Genomic DNA, 15,935 nt, shown 5'->3' on the forward strand with positions numbered 1-15,935 from the left:
GCAGGCCGTCACACCGCCCGGCGGTCAGGCGGTCATCGGCCGGTCCGCCGGTCCGACCGGGGCCGGCAGCCCGGTGGCGCCCGCCAGATAGCGGTCGACGGCCGCCGCGGCGGAGCGGCCCTCGGCGATCGCCCAGACGATCAGCGACTGTCCGCGGCCCGCGTCACCCGCCACGAAGACCCCGTCCGCGGCCGTGGCGAAGGAGGCGTCCCGCGCGATGTTGCCGCGCGCGTCCAGCTCCAGGCCGAGCTGCTCGAACAGTCCGCTGTCCCGCTCCGGACCACGGAAGCCGAGGGCGAGCAGGACCAGATCGGCCGGCAGCACCCGCTCGCCCCCCGCCTCCGCCTGCCCGTCGGCTCCGGTCCCGATCAGCCGTAGCGCGCGTACGCCGCCGTGCGGCCGTACCCCGTCCGGCGCTGCGCCCTCGAAGCGGACGGTGGTGGCGGAGAAGACCCGCGCGTCCACATCCGCCCCCGGCGAGGTGGCCAGCTCCTGCGCCTCCTCATGGGCGGCGGACATCTGGTAGATCTTGGGGTAGGTGGGCCAGGGCTCGCCCTCGGACCGTTCGTCCCCGGGCCGCGGATGGATGTCCAGCTGGGTCACGGAGGCGGCGCCCTGGCGCAGTACGGTGCCCAGGCAGTCCGCACCGGTGTCCCCGCCGCCCACGATGACGACGTGCTTGCCCTCGGCAGTGATCGGCGGCCGGGCGTAGTCGCCCTCCTGCACCCGGTTGGCCAGCGGCAGGTACTCCATCGCCTGATGGATTCCGGCCAGCTCCCGGCCGGGCACCGGCAGTTCGCGCCAGGCCCGAGCGCCCACCGCTATCACCACGGCGTCGTAGCGTGCCCTGAGCTCGGCGGCGTCCACATCGGTGCCCACCCCCACACCCGTGCGGAACCTGGTGCCCTCCGCTCGCATCTGCCGCAGTCGCCGGTCCAGATGGCGCTTCTCCATCTTGAACTCGGGTATGCCGTAGCGCAGCAGCCCGCCCACCCGGTCGTCCCGCTCGTACACCGCCACCGTGTGTCCCGCGCGGGTGAGCTGCTGGGCCGCGGCCAGCCCGGCGGGACCCGACCCGATGACGGCGACGGTCCGGCCGGACAGCCGCTCCGGTGGCTTGGGGGACACATATCCGCTCTCCCACGCCCGGTCGGCGATGGCGACCTCGACGTTCTTGATGGTGACCGCGGGCTGGTTGATGGCCAGCACACAGGCGCTTTCGCAGGGCGCCGGGCACAGCCGGCCGGTGAACTCGGGGAAGTTGTTGGTCGCGTGCAGTCGCTCGCTCGCGCGCAGCCAGTCGTCGCGCGAGACGAGGTCGTTCCAGTCGGGGATGAGATTTCCCAGCGGGCACCCCTCGTGGCAGAACGGGACGCCGCAGTCCATACAGCGGCCCGCCTGGGCGTTGATGATCGGCAGCAGACCGCCCGGTTCGTACACCTCGTTCCAGTCCCGCACCCGCTCGTCCACCGGGCGGCGGGGCGGAAGGCGGCGAGGGGTGGTGAGAAAGCCCTTCGGGTCGGCCATGACGGCCTCCCTTGCCCGTGTCATGGTCTGGCGGGAGGGAGCCCGGTCCGCCGGTCTCCCGCGTGGCGGTGAAACGTCACGCCTTCACCCCACTGTACGACCGGGCAGGGCGATCACCCACGGGCTGACCAGGCGTTTCCGCAGCTGCTACCGGGCCGGGAGCCGGGTGACGACCGCGTCGGCCTCGGTCATGATCCGCTCGTGACGACGGCGACGCCCACTTCGGGCGCGGAGGTGGAGACACCCATGAGCACATCCGCTACCTTCACCAAACGTTTGTTAGGTGAAGGTAGCGGCGCTCGCCCCGCAGCGGGAGGTGTCTCGTGGCCGTCACCATCGATCTCGCCGGGCGCCTCGCCGTGGTGACCGGCGGCACACGAGGCGTCGGCGCGGGCATTGCACGGGCCCAGCTCACCGCCGGGGCCGGGGTCGTGATCCGCGCGCGGCGAACCGAAGCGGCCGGTGGCAGCCGCCGGGCGCACGGCCCGGCACCGGTCGCTCGACGTCCGGGACCCGGACGCGGCCGGGGGCTTCTTCGCCTGGCTGTGCCGGTCGTACGGACGGCTCGACCTGCTGGTCAACAACGCCGGACAGCCCCTACGGGCTGCTCGCCGACTCCGGGCCGGGCCGCGCCGCCCGTGTTGTGCAGCTGAACCTGATCGCGCCCCGGACCGTGGCCCTGGGCGCGTACGAGGTGATGCGCCATCAGGAGGCCGGCAGCTCCATCGTGATGACCGGCAGCGTCAGCGGGTCGTCAACGACCTCGGCGTGGGCCCCACGGCGCCGCTACGGCGTCCAGGCCAATGCCATCGCCCCGCCGCCCGCACCCGGATGACGGAGACCGCCTTCGCCGCCGCCATGGCCGCGCCCGACGAGCCCGGCGCCTTCGACGCGATGGACCCCGCGAATGTGTCGCCGCTCGTCGTCCGGCTCGGCTCCGCCGCCTGGGCCGGGGTCACCGGCCGGGTCTTCCAGGCCGAGGCGGGGAGCATCACGGTCATGGAGGGCTGGCGCCCGGGGCCGACCGCCGGCGAGGGCGCCCGCTGGAGCCCCGAGGAGGCGGGCGAGGCGGCAGCGAAGCTCCTCGCCGCCACCGAGCGGCCACAGCCGGTGTACGGGGCCTGCTGACGGCCCGTGAGCCCGCCAGGGGTGCCCGAGGGACCTCACGGCACGTTGATCCCCGCCCGGCGCGGCACCGCGAGGAAGCGGGAGGCGAAGACGGGGTGGCCGGCCGCCGAAGGATGCAGCCGGTCAAGACCCACGGGCTCCAGCAGCAGCCGCGTACAGCTGGGCCCGAACACCTCCGGGCCATGGATGTGGTGCAGATGGGTGTCACCGTGGTCGCGCAGCAGCGCGACGGCGCGCCGTATGCGCGCCGGCGGACCCCGCCCTCGGGGATATACAGCGTGGCCTCCTCGTACGGCAGCCGCCACGGCGCGGTCCACCCGCGGCCGCGCTCCAGGGACACCGAGCCCCGGTAGCGCAGCCGTGGATCGTCGTGGCGGATGTCGAGCGGGGCGTGGGCGGTCGGGGCCCGCATGGCGCGGAGTCTGGCACCTCCCTGTGACAACGCCCGCCTCGACAGCGCGCGCGTCTCAGATGCTGACGCCGTGGGCCCGCAGATAGGCGAGGGGGTTGATGTCCGAGCCATACCCGGGGCCCGTGCGGATCTCGAAGTGGAGATGCGGACCGGTGGCGTTGCCGGTGGAGCCGGAACGGCCTATCTGCTGCCCGCCGTTGACCTTCTGCCCCGCACGCACGGACAGCTGCGAGAGATGGGCGTACTGGCTGTACTTGCCGTCCGGATGCCGGATGATCACCTGGTAGCCGTAGGCGTCGGCCCACCCCGCCGAGACCACATGGCCCGCGCCGATGGCCTTGACCGAGGTGCCGACCCCCACGGGGAAGTCGACGCCCGTGTGATAGCCGCTCGACCAGCTGGAACCGGCCGCGCGGTAGGGCGTGCTCGGGCTCACCCCGCTGACGGGCGCGCTGAAGCCCGACGTCCCGGCGGACTTGGCGGTCCGGGGCCGGCTCCGGTGCGGCTTTTCGGCCGTCGGCCGCGGCTTGGGCTCCGCCTTGGCCTTGTGGTGCTTCTCGGGCTCGGCCTTGGCCTTGGCCTTGGGCTCCGCCTTGGGCTTGGCCTTGGCCTTGGGCGCGGTCTTGGCGGCAGCCTTGCCGCCGTTCATGGAGAGCTTCTGGCCGGGGTGGATCAGATCGGGATCGCCGCCGATGGTCGCGCGGTTGGCCGCGTAGAGCGCTTTCCAGCCGCCGTTCACGTCATGGGTGTCCGCGATCCCGGACAGCGAGTCGCCGCTTACGACCACATAGCGGCCGGATTTCGTGGACACGTGCCCCGGAAGACGGGTGGGCGTCGGCTCGCTCTGCTTGGCAGGCTTGGCGTGCTTGGCCGGCTTGGCCTCCTTGGCCGGCGTGATCTTCTTGGCGGACGCCTTGAGGGCCTTCGGCGCGCTCTGGGGTGCGGCGGCCTCCCGCGTCAGACCGGCCTTGCCCGAACAGACCGGCCACGCGCCGGGCCCCTGTGCGGCCAGCACCTTCTCCGCGATGGCGATCTGCTGGGCCCTGGTGGCCAGATCGGCGCGGGGCGCATAGGCGGTCCCCCCGTATGCCTCCCAGGTGCTCTGGGTGAACTGCAGCCCGCCGTAGAAGCCGTTCCCGGTGTTGATGTCCCAGTTGTTGGTGGACTCGCACTGGGCGACCTTGTCCCAGGTCTCGCCGGACGCCGCGTTCGCGCCCGCCGCGCCGACCAGCGGGAGGGCTATTCCCGCGCCGCCGGCCGTGACGCTCAGCGAGGCACGGGAGATGCGGTTGGGCTTGAAACGGCGGTGGCGTCCCCGTAAGGGCATGGACGGCTCCTTCTCCTGCTGCCGAATGCGGCGAGCTGCCGGGCGCGCCAAAGATATGGGCCCGATTTCGCCACGAACAAGAGGGAGTTCACAGCGGGGGAGGGCCGCAGCGCGCTGTGCTGCGGCCCTCCCCTCGCTCTGTGATGTGCGTCACATCACTGTTTACGTCCGTACCGCCAGCGAGACCGCGAAGCGGCCCGCGCCGTCGGTCCACCACCGCCGCGACTCCAGCCCCGCGGCGGCCAGTTCGGCCCGCACCTTCTCCTCCCGGAACTTCGCGGACACCTCGGTGCGGACTTCCTCCCCGGCCGTGAAGTGGACCACCAGATCCATGGCCGGGATCTTCACGCTGAGGTCCTTACGGGCCCTCAGCCGCATCTCGATCCACTCCCGCTCGGCGTTCCACACCGCCACATGGTCGAAGTTCTCGGGGTCGAAGTCGGCGCCCAGCTCCCGGTCGAGCACCGCGAGCACGTTCTTGTTGAACGCCGCGGTGACCCCCTGCGCGTCGTCGTACGCGGCGAGGAGTGTGGCCTCGTCCTTGACCAGGTCGGTGCCGAGCAGCAGCGCGTCGCCGGGTGCCATCAGCCCGCCGACCGACGCCAGGAAGTCCGCCCGCTCGGACGGCAGCAGATTGCCGATCGTCCCACCGAGGAACGCCAGCAGCCGTGGCCCCGGTGTGTCGTCGGGCAGCGAGAGCCCGCTCATGAAGTCGCCGACCAGCGCGTGCACCGTCAGCTTCGGATGTTCGGCGAGCAGGGCCTGCCCGGCGAGTTGCAGCGCGCTCTCGCTCACGTCGACGGGGACGTAGGCGTGCAGGGCCGGCAGGGCGCGGATCAGATGGCGGGTCTTCTCCGAGGAGCCGGAGCCCAGTTCGACGAGGGTGCGGGCCCCGGTGGCGTCGGCGATCTCCGCCGCGCGCGCGACGAGGATCTCCCGCTCGGCGCGGGTCGGGTAGTACTCGGGCAGCCGGGTGATCTCTTCGAAGAGTTCACTGCCCCGGGCGTCGTAGAACCACTTCGGCGGCAGCTGCTTGGGGGAGCGGGTCAGCCCGTCGGCCACATCGGCGCGCAGGGCGGCCGAGGTGGTGTCGGCGGCCAGGGTGCGGGTCACGGTGAAGGGGCTCACGCGGACGCCTCCTTGAGTGCGGTGAGGAGTACATCGGTGCGGGTGGCGGTGAGCAGGGTGTGGTCGGGGACCTCCGTCCAGCGCGGATCGTCGTCGTACGGTTCGGAGGCGACCACCACGCAGCGGCCCGGGTCGGCCAGATACCACAGCGTGTCGCCCCAGGCGGTGGCGGCGATGGTCTCCCCGTCCATGAGCAGCAGATTGAGCCGCGAGCCGGGTGCCGCGGCGCCCAGGGTGTCGACCGCCTCGGCCAGCGCCTCGGGCGGTTCGTGATCCTGCCGCAGCCGGTGCAGCACCAGCGCCCACACGAGCGCGGAGTCACAGCGGGCCTCCAGGCCGAGCAGATCGGCGGGTGGCAGTGAGGCGGCGACGTCCGCGAGCGAGTGCGGCCAGTCGCGGATCGCCCCGTTGTGGCTGAACAGCCAGGCCCCGGAGGCGAACGGGGACGCCCCCGCCTCCCCGTCGGCGCTCGCCTCGGTCGCGTCCCGTACGGCGGCCATCAGCGCACCGGTCCGCACCACGCGGGCGAGATCCGCGAACGACAGATCGCCCCAGATGGGCCCGGCGCGGCGGTAGCGCGCGGGCACCGGGTCGCCGGGCGCGTACCAGCCGACGCCGAACCCGTCGGCGTTGACGGTGCCGTGCGCCTGCCGCCGCGGCGCCCAGGACTGGGTGAACAGGCCGTTCGGGGGCGCGATGACGACCTCGCCGATGGGTGCGGCGGGCCCGAGGTACGCCAGATGCCGGCACATCAGCGCCACCTCCCGCCGCCGGCCGCGCCCTTCATATGGCCTCCGGGGACGCGTCGCGGGCGGTGCGGAAGCCCGAGAAGATCTGGCGGCGGATCGGCAGGTCCCAGTTACGGAACGTGCCGCGGCAGACCACCGCGTCCACGGCGAAGGAGCCGCCGCGCAGCACCTTGTACGCCGGCCCGAAGAAGACCTGCGAGTACTCCGGGTACGGGAAGGCCCGGAACCCCGGATAGGGCAGGAAGTCGCTTGACGTCCACTCCCATACGTCGCCGATCAGCTGCCGCACGCCGAGCGCGGAGGCGCCCCGCGGATAGCTGCCGGCCGGCGCGGCCCGCAGATGGCGCTGGCCGAGGTTGGCGTGGTCGGGGGTCGGGTCCTCATCGCCCCAGGGGTAGCGCCGGGACCGGCCGCTGTCCGGATCGTTCCGGGCGGCCTTCTCCCACTCGGCCTCGGTGGGCAGCCGCCGCCCGGCCCAGCGGGCGTAGGCGTCGGCCTCGTACCAGCTCACATGGACCACGGGCTCCTCGGGCGGCACCGGCTCGGTCACCCCGAACCGACGGCGCAGCCACTGCCCGCCCTCGCGGCGCCAGAACAGCGGGGCGGTGAGCCCGTGCTCCTGGACATGGGCCCAGCCCTCCGGCGTCCACCAGCGCCGCTCCGCGTAGCCGCCGTCCTCGATGAACCGCGTGTACGCGCCGTTGGCCACGGGGGTGGTGTCGATGTGGAAGGGCGGGACCAGCCGCCGGTGGGCGGGGCGCTCGTTGTCCAGCGCCCAGGGCTCGGTGGAGGTGCCCATGGTGAACGGGCCGCCCGGAACGAGCACCTCGTCGGGCAGCGCGGCCCGGTCCGCGGTGTCCGGCGGTGCCGGAGCGGTGAGCGCGGCGGGTCCGCGGCGCAGTTGATGGGTGATGAGCATCGTCTCGTCGTGCTGCTGCTCATGCTGCGCGATCATGCCGAAGGCGAAGGCCGCGTCGACCAGCGGGGCGCCGCGCAGCTCGATCCGCTCAAGGATGTCCAGCACCCGGCCGCGCACCTCCTGGACGTAGCCCCGGGCCTCGGCGGGCGCCAGCAGCGGCAGGGAGGGCCGTTTCGCGCGGGGATGCTCGAAGGCGTCGTAGACCGAGTCGATCTCCGGGCGCAGCGCCTCGCGTCCGCCGACGGCGCGCAGCAGCCACTGCTCCTCCTGATTGCCGATATGCGCGAGATCCCAGACCAGCGGGGACATCAGGGGGGAGTGCTGGGCGGTGAGGTCGTGCTCGTCCACGCAGGTGGTGAGGGTGTGGGTGCGGTCCCGCGCCGTGCGCAGCGCGGTCTCGGCGCGGCGGCGCAGCGTCTCGGGATCGATGGCGCTATCGGGCTCGGGAGCGGTCATGGCCGTCCCTCCTTCCCGGTCAGGGGGGCGAGCAGATCGTCGGCCGGACATCGGCCGCGCAGGACGTAGCGATCGGTGAAGTCGGCGACGGCGGAGATGACGGCGGGGGAGGCGCCGATCCGGGGCAGCGCCTCCAGCGCCGTGGTGAAGCAGGCGACGGCGGCGGTGCGCAGCTCGGGGTCGGCCAGCCCGTCGCGGCTCGCGTTCAGCCAGAGCGGATTGCCCGGTGCGGGCCGGGATCCGGCGGTCTCGGCGAGCGGTTTCACCACCCGGTACACCGTTTCCGCGGCCTGAGCGTCGTCGAAGAGCGCCACCGTGACGGCGAGCGGCACGATCCACCCGTCATCGCCGCTCTGCGCGTCGATCATGCGCAGTTCGAGATGGCCGCGCGGGCGGACGGGCGGGAAGAGCGTGGAGATGTGGAAGTCGAGATCGTCGAGGGTGGGCGGCCGGGGCAGGCCGGTGCGGGTCCATTCCCGGAACGTCAGCCCGTCCGGCACGGTCCAGGGCGCCGTCTCCTCCCGTACGGCCATCACGGGCGCGTCCAGCACATAGCCGGCCCATGCGGCGCGGGGGTCCTTGCCGTCGGGTGGGGCGCTGGTGCGGCCGGGCTCCATCGCCGCCCACAGGGCCTGCCGGGTGGAGCGGTAACCGGTCGGGCGGCCCTCGCACAGGGGCGAGTTGGCGAACGCGGCGTTCAGCACCGCGCCCAGCAGATGGGCCAGCCGCCAGCGCCGGCCGAGACCGAGCGGTCCGGGCTCCTCGTGCCCCGCGTCCACACACACCTGTACGGATGCGGTGCTGCACATCATGGACCGCCCGGCCGGCCCCCGGCGGTTGAAGTAGGTCTCCATGCACTCGTACCGGGGCGTGGACAGAAACCGGTGAGGCGGGCGCCAGGGGTCATGACCGTGCCCGGCGATACCGAGGCCGAGTCCGGCGAGAAGGGAGCGTACGAGAACCAGATCGGCGGCGGCGGACTCCACACACGCGGTGAGGGAGTCGGCCGGAAGGGAGCTGAGCTCCACCTGGCCGCCGGGTTCGAAGGTGAGGGCGGACCGCAGCGGCAGTCCGCGCAGCGCGGTGGCCGCGGCGTCGAGCCGGGCCGCCTCGACGGGTCGTGCGGGGTCGTGCGGGTCGTACATGAGCCATTCGAGCTCGACGCCGATGCGGCGCGGCGGACCCGTTTTGAAACAGATGCCGTGGAGTCTCGCCTCCATCTCGGCCTCGCTGATCGCCTTGCTGTCGGGCACAGTCGTCACTCTCCCGTCCCGTTCCGGCCATCGGCCGCTGTGATACGCGCCGATATGTCGCCGCCCACTCTTAACCGCCGGGGCGCCGGGCTCAAGGGTGCCTCCAGGTTTGCACAAGAGTTCCCACGGCGCCGGGCGAGCGAGGCAGGATGGCTGACGCCCCCGACAGGAGCGGTTCCCCTCGGCGTACCGACTGGTTAGTATGTGCGCCCCGGCGCGTTACCGCGTCCCTACCCGAACGCTTTGTGGAGGCCACCGGATGCAGGCATGGCGAGTGCACGACAATGGCGAGCCGGGTGAGGTCATGCGGCTCGACGAGGTGCCGGATCCCGTGGCGGGACCGGGCGAGCTGCTGGTGCGGGTCCGCGCCGTCAATGTCAACTTCCCCGACGCCCTACTGTGCCGCGGCCAGTACCAGGTGCGGCCGCCGCTGCCCTTCACCCCGGGCGTCGAGCTGTGCGGTGAGGTCGTGTCCGTCGGTGAGGGCGCCGAGGGCGAGGTGGGCGCCCGGATCATCGCCACGCCCACCCTTCCCTCGGGCGGCTTCGCAGAGCTGGTGGCCGTGAACGCGGCGACCGCGCTCCCCGCCCCCGACGCGCTGGACGACGCCGAGGCCGCGGCGCTGCACATCGGCTACCAGACCGGCTGGTTCGGCCTGCACCGCAGAGCCCGGCTCCAGTCCGGCGAAACGCTGCTCGTGCACGCCGCCGCGGGCGGGGTCGGCAGCGCCGCCGTCCAGCTCGGCAAGGCGGCCGGGGCGAGGGTGATCGGCGTCGTCGGCGGGGCGGACAAGGCCCAGGTGGCCCGCGAGCTGGGCTGCGACCTCGTCCTCGACCGGCGCACCGACGACATCGTGGCCGCCGTGAAGGAGGCCACCGGCGGCCGGGGCGCGGACGTCATCTACGACCCGGTCGGCGGCGACGCCTTCGCCAAGTCCGTCAAATGCGTCGCCTTCGAGGGCCGCATCGTGGTCGTCGGCTTCGCCAGCGGGGTCGTCCCCCAGGCCGCCCTCAACCACGCCCTGGTCAAGAACTACGCCATCCTCGGCCTCCACTGGGGCCTCTACAACACTCACGACCCGGCCGCGATCCGCGCCTGCCACGACGAGCTGACCAAGCTCGCCGCGCAGGGCACGGTCAAGCCCCTGGTCAGCGAGCGCGTGCCGCTCCAGGGCGCGGCCGGGGCCGTCCAGCGCGTGGCCGACGGCATCACCACCGGCCGCGTCGTGGTCGTGCCGGAGCCGGTGGCGGGAGGAGCCCGATGAGCACCGCCAAGCACCAGCCCGCCGTGGACGCCGACACGCTGCGCCGCCGCGTCCGCGAGCTGCTCGACGCCCATCCGCCCGCCACCACCGACCGCCTGGACTTCCTGCGCGCCCGCTTCGACGCCGGACTCGCCTGGGTGCACTACCCGGTCGGACTCGGCGGCCTGGACGCCCCCCGCTCACTGCAGGCCGTCGTCGACGCCGAACTGGGAGCGGCCGGAGCGCCCGACAACGACCCCCGCCGGATCGGCATCGGCCTCGGCATGGCCGCGCCCACCATCCTCGGCTTCGGCACCGACGAGCAGCGGCAGCGGCTGCTGCGCCCGCTGTGGACCGGCGAGGAGGTCTGGTGCCAGCTGTTCAGCGAGCCCGGGGCCGGATCCGACCTCGCGGCCCTGGCCACCCGGGCGGTGCGCGACGGTGACGACTGGGTGGTCGACGGACAGAAGGTCTGGACATCCAGCGCCCATATCGCCCGCTGGGCCATCCTCATCGCCCGCACCGACCCCGACCTGCCCAAGCACCGCGGCATCACCTACTTCATCTGCGACATGACCGACCCCGGCGTCGAGGTCCGGCCGCTGCGCCAGATCACGGGCGAGGCCGAGTTCAACGAGGTCTTCCTGACCGGAGTGCGGATCCCCGACAGCCGGCGGCTCGGTGAGATCGGCGAGGGCTGGCGCGTCGCCCAGACCACCCTGATGAACGAGCGCGTCGCCATCGGCGGCGGGCGCATCCCCCGCGAGGGCGGCATGATCGGCGTCGTCGCCGGGACCTGGCGGGAGCGGCCCGAGCTGCGCACCCACGATCTCCATCAGCGGCTGCTGCGGCTGTGGGTGGACGCCGAGACCGCCCGGCTGGCGGGCGAACGGCTGCGCCAGCAGCTCGCGCTCGGCCAGCCGGGGCCCGAGGGCTCGGCCATGAAGCTCGCCTTCGCCCGCCTCAACCAGCAGCTCAGCGCCCTGGAGGTGGAACTGCTGGGAGACGAGGGCCTGCTCTACGACGACTGGACGCTGCGCCGCCCCGAACTGGTCGACTTCATCGGGCGCGATGCCGCGTACCGCTATCTGCGTTCCAAGGGCAACTCCATCGAGGGCGGCACCTCCGAAGTGCTGCTCAACATCATCGCCGAACGTGTGCTGGGCCTGCCGCCCGAGCCGCGGACCGACAAGGACGTCGCGTGGAAGGACCTGCCCCGATGAGCACCCCGGACCTGCTCTACTCCGAGGCCGAGGACGATCTGCGCGCGGCCGTGCGGTCGCTGCTGACCGACCGCTGCCAGCCCTCCGCCGTGCTCGCCCAGGCGGAGAGCGACCGGGCCCACGACCCCACGCTGTGGCGGGCGCTGGGCGCCGAGATGGGAACGGCCGGGCTGCTGGTGCCCGACAAGCTCGGCGGACAGGGTGCCACGGCGCGCGAGGCGGCGGTCGTGATGGAGGAACTCGGCCGCGCCGTCGCCCCCGTGCCCTACCTCACCAGCGCCGTCCTCGCCGTCACCGCCCTGCTCGGCTGCGACACCGACGATCAGGCCGTGGGACGGCTGCTCGGCGAGCTCGCCGAGGGCCGCTCGGTCGGCGCGCTGGCGGTGCCCCTGTCCACCGCACCGCACGGCGCTGCCCCGGCGGCCACCGTTCGGGCCGGCGACGACGGGTCGCTCGACGGCAGCATGACGGGTGTCGGGGGCGCGGCGGGCGCCGAGGTGCTGCTCGTTCCCGCCGAAGGGCCGGACGGATACGGGCTGTACGCCGTGAACACCGCGGAGCCCGGGGTCACCGTCGAACCCCTCACCTCGCTGGACCTCACCCGCCCGGTGGCCACCGTGACCCTCGTCGGTGCTCCGGCGCGCCGGCTGGCCGGGCCCGACCGGGCCGGCGCCGCCGTCGAACGGGCGCTGCTGATCGGCGCCGGGCTGCTCGCCTCCGAGCAGCTGGGCGTGGCCGAATGGTGTCTGACCGAGGCCGTGCGTCACACCAAGGATCGCCATCAGTTCGGCCGCCCCATCGGTTCGTTCCAGGCACTCAAACACCGGATGGCCGGACTGTGGCTGGAGTTGGTCTCGGCCCGTGCCGCCGCCCGGCACGCCGCCGACGCGCTGGCCACCGACAGCCCCGACACACCGGTCGCGGTCGCCGTCGCCCAGGCCCACTGCGCCCAGGTGGCCGTCCACGCCGCGGAGGAATGCGTCCAGTTGCACGGTGGCATCGGCATGACCTGGGAGCATCCGGCCCATCTCTATCTCAAGCGGGCGAAGACCGCTGAGATCGCGCTGGGCACCCCGGGCCGTCACCGCCAGGCGCTCGCCGGTCTGATGGACCTGGCGGCGCCCGCCGGCTGACCGGCCGGGATGTCCGCCGGCTGACCGGCCGGGATGTCCGCCGGCTGACCGGCCGGGATGTCCGCCGGCTGACCGGCGGGGATGTCCGCCGGCCCGTCGTACGCCATCGAGGAGTCTTTCCGAACAGCAGATCGGCACCCGTTTGGAGCACGACGGCGCGGCGGTTCATGGGCGATTCTGGGCCACACTGACGGCCGGATCCCGATCCTCCGTAGTGGCCGAGGAGGTCTCCCATGGCCATTTCCATCTCCGTGGTCCTACTGCTCCTGATCCTGGCGGTGGTCTTTCTGCGCAGCGGCGGACTCCGCATCTCGCATGCGCTGGTCTGTGTCACGCTCGGCTTCTATCTGGCGAGCAGCAGCGTGGCCCCGACCATCTCCGAGGGACTCGCCGCCACCGCGGACGTGGTCAGCAGCGTCCGGCCCTGACCACGCCCGCGGTGGCGGCACCGCTCAGCGGCCGATCTCGACGTCCTCCAGCACACCGAGCGCGTCCGGCACCAGAACGGCCGCCGAGTAGTAGGCGCTGACAAGATACGACGTAACGGCCTGCTCGCTGATGCCCATGAACCGGACGTTGAGACTCGGCTCGTACTCATCCGGAAGACCGGTCTGATGGAGGCCGATCACCCCCTGGCTCTCCTCTCCGGTGCGCATCGCCAGGATGGAGCTGGTGCCGGACTCGCTGATCGGGATCTTGTTGCAGGGCAGCAGGGGCACCCCGCGCCAGGCCCGCACCGCCACCCCGGCGACCTCGGCGCCCTGCGGATACAGCCCCCGGCTGCTGCACTCCCGGCCGAAGGCGGCGATGGTGCGCGGATGGGCCAGCAGATACTGGGTCTTGCGGCGCCGTGAGAGCAGCTCGTCGAGGTCGTCGGGGGTGGGCGGGCCGCTGCGGGTGTGGATGCGCTGGGTGAGGTCGGCGTTGTGCAGGAGGCCGATCTCGGGGTTGTTGATGAGCTCGTGTTCCTGGCGCTCGCGCAGGGCTTCGATGGTGAGGCGGAGCTGCTGTTCGACCTGGTTCATCGGGTCGTTGTAGAGGTCGGCGACGCGGGTGTGGACCCGCAGGACGGTCTGGGCCACGCTCAGTTCGTACTCGCGCGGGCTCAGCTCGTACTCCGCGAACGTCCCTGGCAGCACCGGCTCGCCCGAGTGGCCGGACGCGATCGCGATATCGGCCTCGCCACGCCGGTTCTGTGCGGGCACGGGCCGGTCGGAGAGCTCCTGGAGATGGCCGCGCAGCGCCTCGGACCGGTCGGCGGCTTCCTGGACGACGCGGCGGGGGAGGGTGAGCACCGTCGTACGGGTGACCGCCCGGACGGTGAACTCCCACGTGCGCTCCGGACCCGTCAGCACCGCGTCGCCGAAGTACTCCCCGTCGGCCAGCACCGCCAGCGCCGCGCCCTCGTCATACGCGCCCGGGGCGATCTGCCGCACCTTGCCATGGGCGATCAGATACACCTGATCGGCCGGGCGGCCCGCCTCCACCAGCACATCCCCGGGCGCGTACTCACGCTGGACACAGCCATCGGCCAGCGACTCCAGCACGGCGGTGTCCGCGAAGCCGCGCAGCGGCGGCAGCTCGCCCAGCTCCGGAGGGATGACCCGCACCTGCGATCCGGTGGTGATGAACTCCACCCGCCCGTCCCCGACCGTGTAGCTCAGCCGGCGGTTGACCCGGTACGTACCGGCCGACACCTGCACCCAGGGCAGGATGCGCAGCAGCCACCGGGACGAGATGGCCTGCATCTGCGGAACGGACTTGGTGGTGGTCGCCAGATTCCGCGCGGCGGCCGTGCCCAGACTCAGCGGCTGCTCACCGGACTCCACGGAAGTGGTCATATGTGCTCGTCACTCATTTCATTAGGGGTACGGCAACGTATGCGAAGCCCGCAACCTCATGGCGAGTCACGGGAAAGGCGGTCAGAGTCCGATTTCCACGTTCTCCAGAATTCCCAGCGCGTCGGGGACCAGGACGGCCGCGGAATAGTAGGCACTGACGAGATACGAAATGATGGCCTGCTCGCTGATCCCCATGAACCGCACGGAGAGACTCGGCTGGTATTCATCGGGAATGCCGGTCCGATGCAGCCCGATGACTCCTTGGTTTTCCTCCCCGGTGCGCAGCACGAGAAGGGAGCTCACCCCGCTGCGGGTCACCGGAATCTTGTTGCACGGGAAGATGGGCACACCGCGCCAGGCGGGCACCGCATGCCCGTTCACCTCGGCGCTCTGCGGGGAGATTCCACGGCTGTTGAGCTCACGGCCGATGGCCGCGATGGCGCGCGGATGCGCCAGGATCAGCCCCGGGTCCTTCCAGACGGTGGCCAGCAGTGCGTCGAGGTCGTCGGGGGTGGGCGGGCCGCTGCGGGTGTGGATGCGCTGGGAGAGGTCGGCGTTGTGCAGGAGGCCGATCTCGGGGTTGTTGATGAGCTCGTGTTCCTGGCGCTCGCGCAGGGCTTCGATGGTGAGGCGGAGCTGCTGTTCGACCTGGTTCATCGGGTCGTTGTAGAGGTCGGCGACGCGGGTGTGGACCCGCAGGACGGTCTGGGCCACGCTCAGTTCGTACTCGCGCGGGCTCAGCTCGTACTCCGCGAACGTCCCCGGCAGGGCGGGCTCGCCCGAATGCCCCGAGGCCAGCGCGATGGACGCCTCACCGTGCTCGTTCTGCTCGGCTACGGGCGCCGAGCGCACCGCCTCCACATGGGCCCGCAGCTCCCGCGACCGGTCCAGCTGCTCCTCGAACTCCTGCCGGGACAGGACCAGCACCGTGCAGGAGGTCGCCGCCTTCACGGTGACGCCCCACGTGCCGGCCTCGGCCGCGGCGAGCTCCCGCTCGCCGACATGGTCACCGCCGGCCGCCGAGCCGACCACCGCGGGCTCGTCGAACGCACCCTCGGTCAGCTTGTCGACCTTGCCGTGCGCGATGAGAAGGAGCTCATCGGCCGGGCGCCCGGCCTGCACAAGCACCTCGCCGGGGGCGAACTCGCGCTGGGTGAACCGGTCCGCCAGCGCCTCGAGCACCGCGGTGTCCTCGAAGCCGCGCAGCAGTGGCAGCTCGCGCAGCTCGACCGGGATGACCCGCACCGCGGACCCGGTGGTGGTGAATTCCACCCGGCCATCGCCGAGCGTATGCGAGGCCCGCCGGTTCACCCGGTAGGAACCGCCCGGCACCTGGACCCACGGCAGCATACGCAGCAGCCATCGCGAGGTAATGCCCTGCATCTGCGGGACGGATTTGGTCGTTGTCGCCAGATTCCGCGCGGCGGCCGTGCCCAGACTCGACAGCGGCTGCGCGTCATCGGTACCGGAACCCGGCTCAACGGACGTCGTCATCGTGAATGCACCCATCCCTTGTACGGTTCTGAAGAGGAATTCAGCCGAAGCAACGCCCAAGCTAGCAGCGCACTTTGGGGTGGTGCATTCACTCAAAAGAGT

13 protein-coding genes and 3 pseudogenes are annotated in these 15,935 nt (G+C 72.3%); 6 read left to right on the plus strand and 10 right to left on the minus strand.

The annotated features are described in order from the left end of the window. Positions 1-24: 24 nt before the first annotated feature. Positions 25-1,527 carry a glutamate synthase subunit beta gene (locus tag ABZU99_RS10885; protein ID WP_356049281.1) on the minus strand — a complete coding sequence of 501 codons (1,503 nt, stop codon included), beginning with the start codon at positions 1,525-1,527 and terminating at the stop codon, positions 25-27. 323 nt (positions 1,528-1,850) lie between these two features. Between ABZU99_RS10885 and ABZU99_RS10890 the strand changes: the two are divergent. Together ABZU99_RS10890 and ABZU99_RS10895 are read left to right on the plus strand one after the other, a co-directional pair. Beyond that, positions 1,851-2,281 (plus strand): annotated as a pseudogene (locus ABZU99_RS10890) (SDR family NAD(P)-dependent oxidoreductase); the annotation flags it as partial. Between the two features lie 30 nt (positions 2,282-2,311). Continuing rightward, a pseudogene (locus tag ABZU99_RS10895) lies at positions 2,312-2,655 on the plus strand (short-chain dehydrogenase); the annotation flags it as partial. 35 nt (positions 2,656-2,690) lie between these two features. Here ABZU99_RS10895 and ABZU99_RS10900 read toward each other — a convergent pair. The 7 genes and pseudogenes from ABZU99_RS10900 to egtA all read right to left on the minus strand — a co-directional run bounded on the left by ABZU99_RS10900 (position 2,691) and on the right by egtA (position 8,899). Continuing rightward, on the minus strand, positions 2,691-2,972 hold the full coding sequence (locus ABZU99_RS10900; RefSeq protein WP_356049297.1) for a hypothetical protein: 282 nt from the start codon (positions 2,970-2,972) through the stop codon (positions 2,691-2,693). Continuing rightward, positions 2,924-3,178: pseudogene (locus tag ABZU99_RS10905) on the minus strand (hypothetical protein); the annotation flags it as partial. The pseudogene ABZU99_RS10905 and the gene ABZU99_RS10900, both read right to left, overlap by 49 nt. After that, positions 3,123-4,394 (minus strand): transglycosylase family protein, encoded by a 1,272-nt coding sequence (locus ABZU99_RS10910; protein WP_356049279.1) that lies wholly within the window; start codon positions 4,392-4,394, stop codon positions 3,123-3,125. The pseudogene ABZU99_RS10905 and the gene ABZU99_RS10910, both read right to left, overlap by 56 nt. 162 nt (positions 4,395-4,556) lie before the next feature. Next, complete coding sequence (gene egtD / locus ABZU99_RS10915) at positions 4,557-5,522, minus strand: L-histidine N(alpha)-methyltransferase (RefSeq protein WP_355948325.1); 966 nt, start codon at positions 5,520-5,522, stop codon at positions 4,557-4,559. After that, positions 5,519-6,274 (minus strand): ergothioneine biosynthesis protein EgtC, encoded by a 756-nt coding sequence (gene egtC, locus ABZU99_RS10920; RefSeq protein ID WP_356049277.1) that lies wholly within the window; start codon positions 6,272-6,274, stop codon positions 5,519-5,521. The genes egtD and egtC overlap by 4 nt, the downstream gene beginning before the upstream one ends. 31 nt (positions 6,275-6,305) lie before the next feature. Further along, positions 6,306-7,646: an ergothioneine biosynthesis protein EgtB gene (gene egtB / locus ABZU99_RS10925; RefSeq protein WP_356049275.1), complete on the minus strand. Its 1,341-nt coding sequence runs from the start codon at positions 7,644-7,646 to the stop codon at positions 6,306-6,308. Then, the gene (egtA, locus tag ABZU99_RS10930; protein ID WP_355948334.1) at positions 7,643-8,899 is read right to left on the minus strand and encodes an ergothioneine biosynthesis glutamate--cysteine ligase EgtA; all 1,257 of its coding nucleotides are present in this window, start codon (positions 8,897-8,899) and stop codon (positions 7,643-7,645) included. The genes egtB and egtA overlap by 4 nt, the downstream gene beginning before the upstream one ends. Before the next feature lie 259 nt (positions 8,900-9,158). On the opposite strand from egtA, the gene ABZU99_RS10935 reads away from it, so the two are divergent. From ABZU99_RS10935 to ABZU99_RS10950, 4 genes are all read left to right on the plus strand, one after another. After that, positions 9,159-10,163 (plus strand): NADPH:quinone oxidoreductase family protein, encoded by a 1,005-nt coding sequence (locus tag ABZU99_RS10935; RefSeq protein WP_356049273.1) that lies wholly within the window; start codon positions 9,159-9,161, stop codon positions 10,161-10,163. Continuing rightward, entirely contained in the window at positions 10,160-11,365 is a 1,206-nt protein-coding gene (locus ABZU99_RS10940; RefSeq protein WP_356049271.1) for an acyl-CoA dehydrogenase family protein, read from the plus strand. Before ABZU99_RS10935 ends, ABZU99_RS10940 begins: the two co-directional genes overlap by 4 nt. Then, the gene (locus ABZU99_RS10945; protein WP_356049269.1) at positions 11,362-12,498 is read left to right on the plus strand and encodes an acyl-CoA dehydrogenase family protein; all 1,137 of its coding nucleotides are present in this window, start codon (positions 11,362-11,364) and stop codon (positions 12,496-12,498) included. Before ABZU99_RS10940 ends, ABZU99_RS10945 begins: the two co-directional genes overlap by 4 nt. Before the next feature lie 233 nt (positions 12,499-12,731). Further along, positions 12,732-12,926 carry a hypothetical protein gene (locus ABZU99_RS10950; protein WP_069860708.1) on the plus strand — a complete coding sequence of 65 codons (195 nt, stop codon included), beginning with the start codon at positions 12,732-12,734 and terminating at the stop codon, positions 12,924-12,926. A 24-nt stretch (positions 12,927-12,950) separates the two neighbouring features. Here ABZU99_RS10950 and ABZU99_RS10955 read toward each other — a convergent pair whose 3' ends face one another. Together ABZU99_RS10955 and ABZU99_RS10960 are read right to left on the minus strand one after the other, a co-directional pair. Next, a complete protein-coding gene (locus tag ABZU99_RS10955) occupies positions 12,951-14,339 on the minus strand; it encodes a family 2B encapsulin nanocompartment shell protein (protein WP_356049267.1) in 1,389 nt (462 codons plus the stop codon). Positions 14,340-14,420: 81 nt separating this feature from the next. Continuing rightward, the gene (locus tag ABZU99_RS10960) at positions 14,421-15,833 is read right to left on the minus strand and encodes a family 2B encapsulin nanocompartment shell protein (RefSeq protein ID WP_356049265.1); all 1,413 of its coding nucleotides are present in this window, start codon (positions 15,831-15,833) and stop codon (positions 14,421-14,423) included. Between the last annotated feature and the right edge of the window lie 102 nt (positions 15,834-15,935).

The sequence above is a fragment of the Streptomyces sp. NPDC005266 genome, assembly GCF_040607655.1.
Classification (GTDB): domain Bacteria; phylum Actinomycetota; class Actinomycetes; order Streptomycetales; family Streptomycetaceae; genus Streptomyces.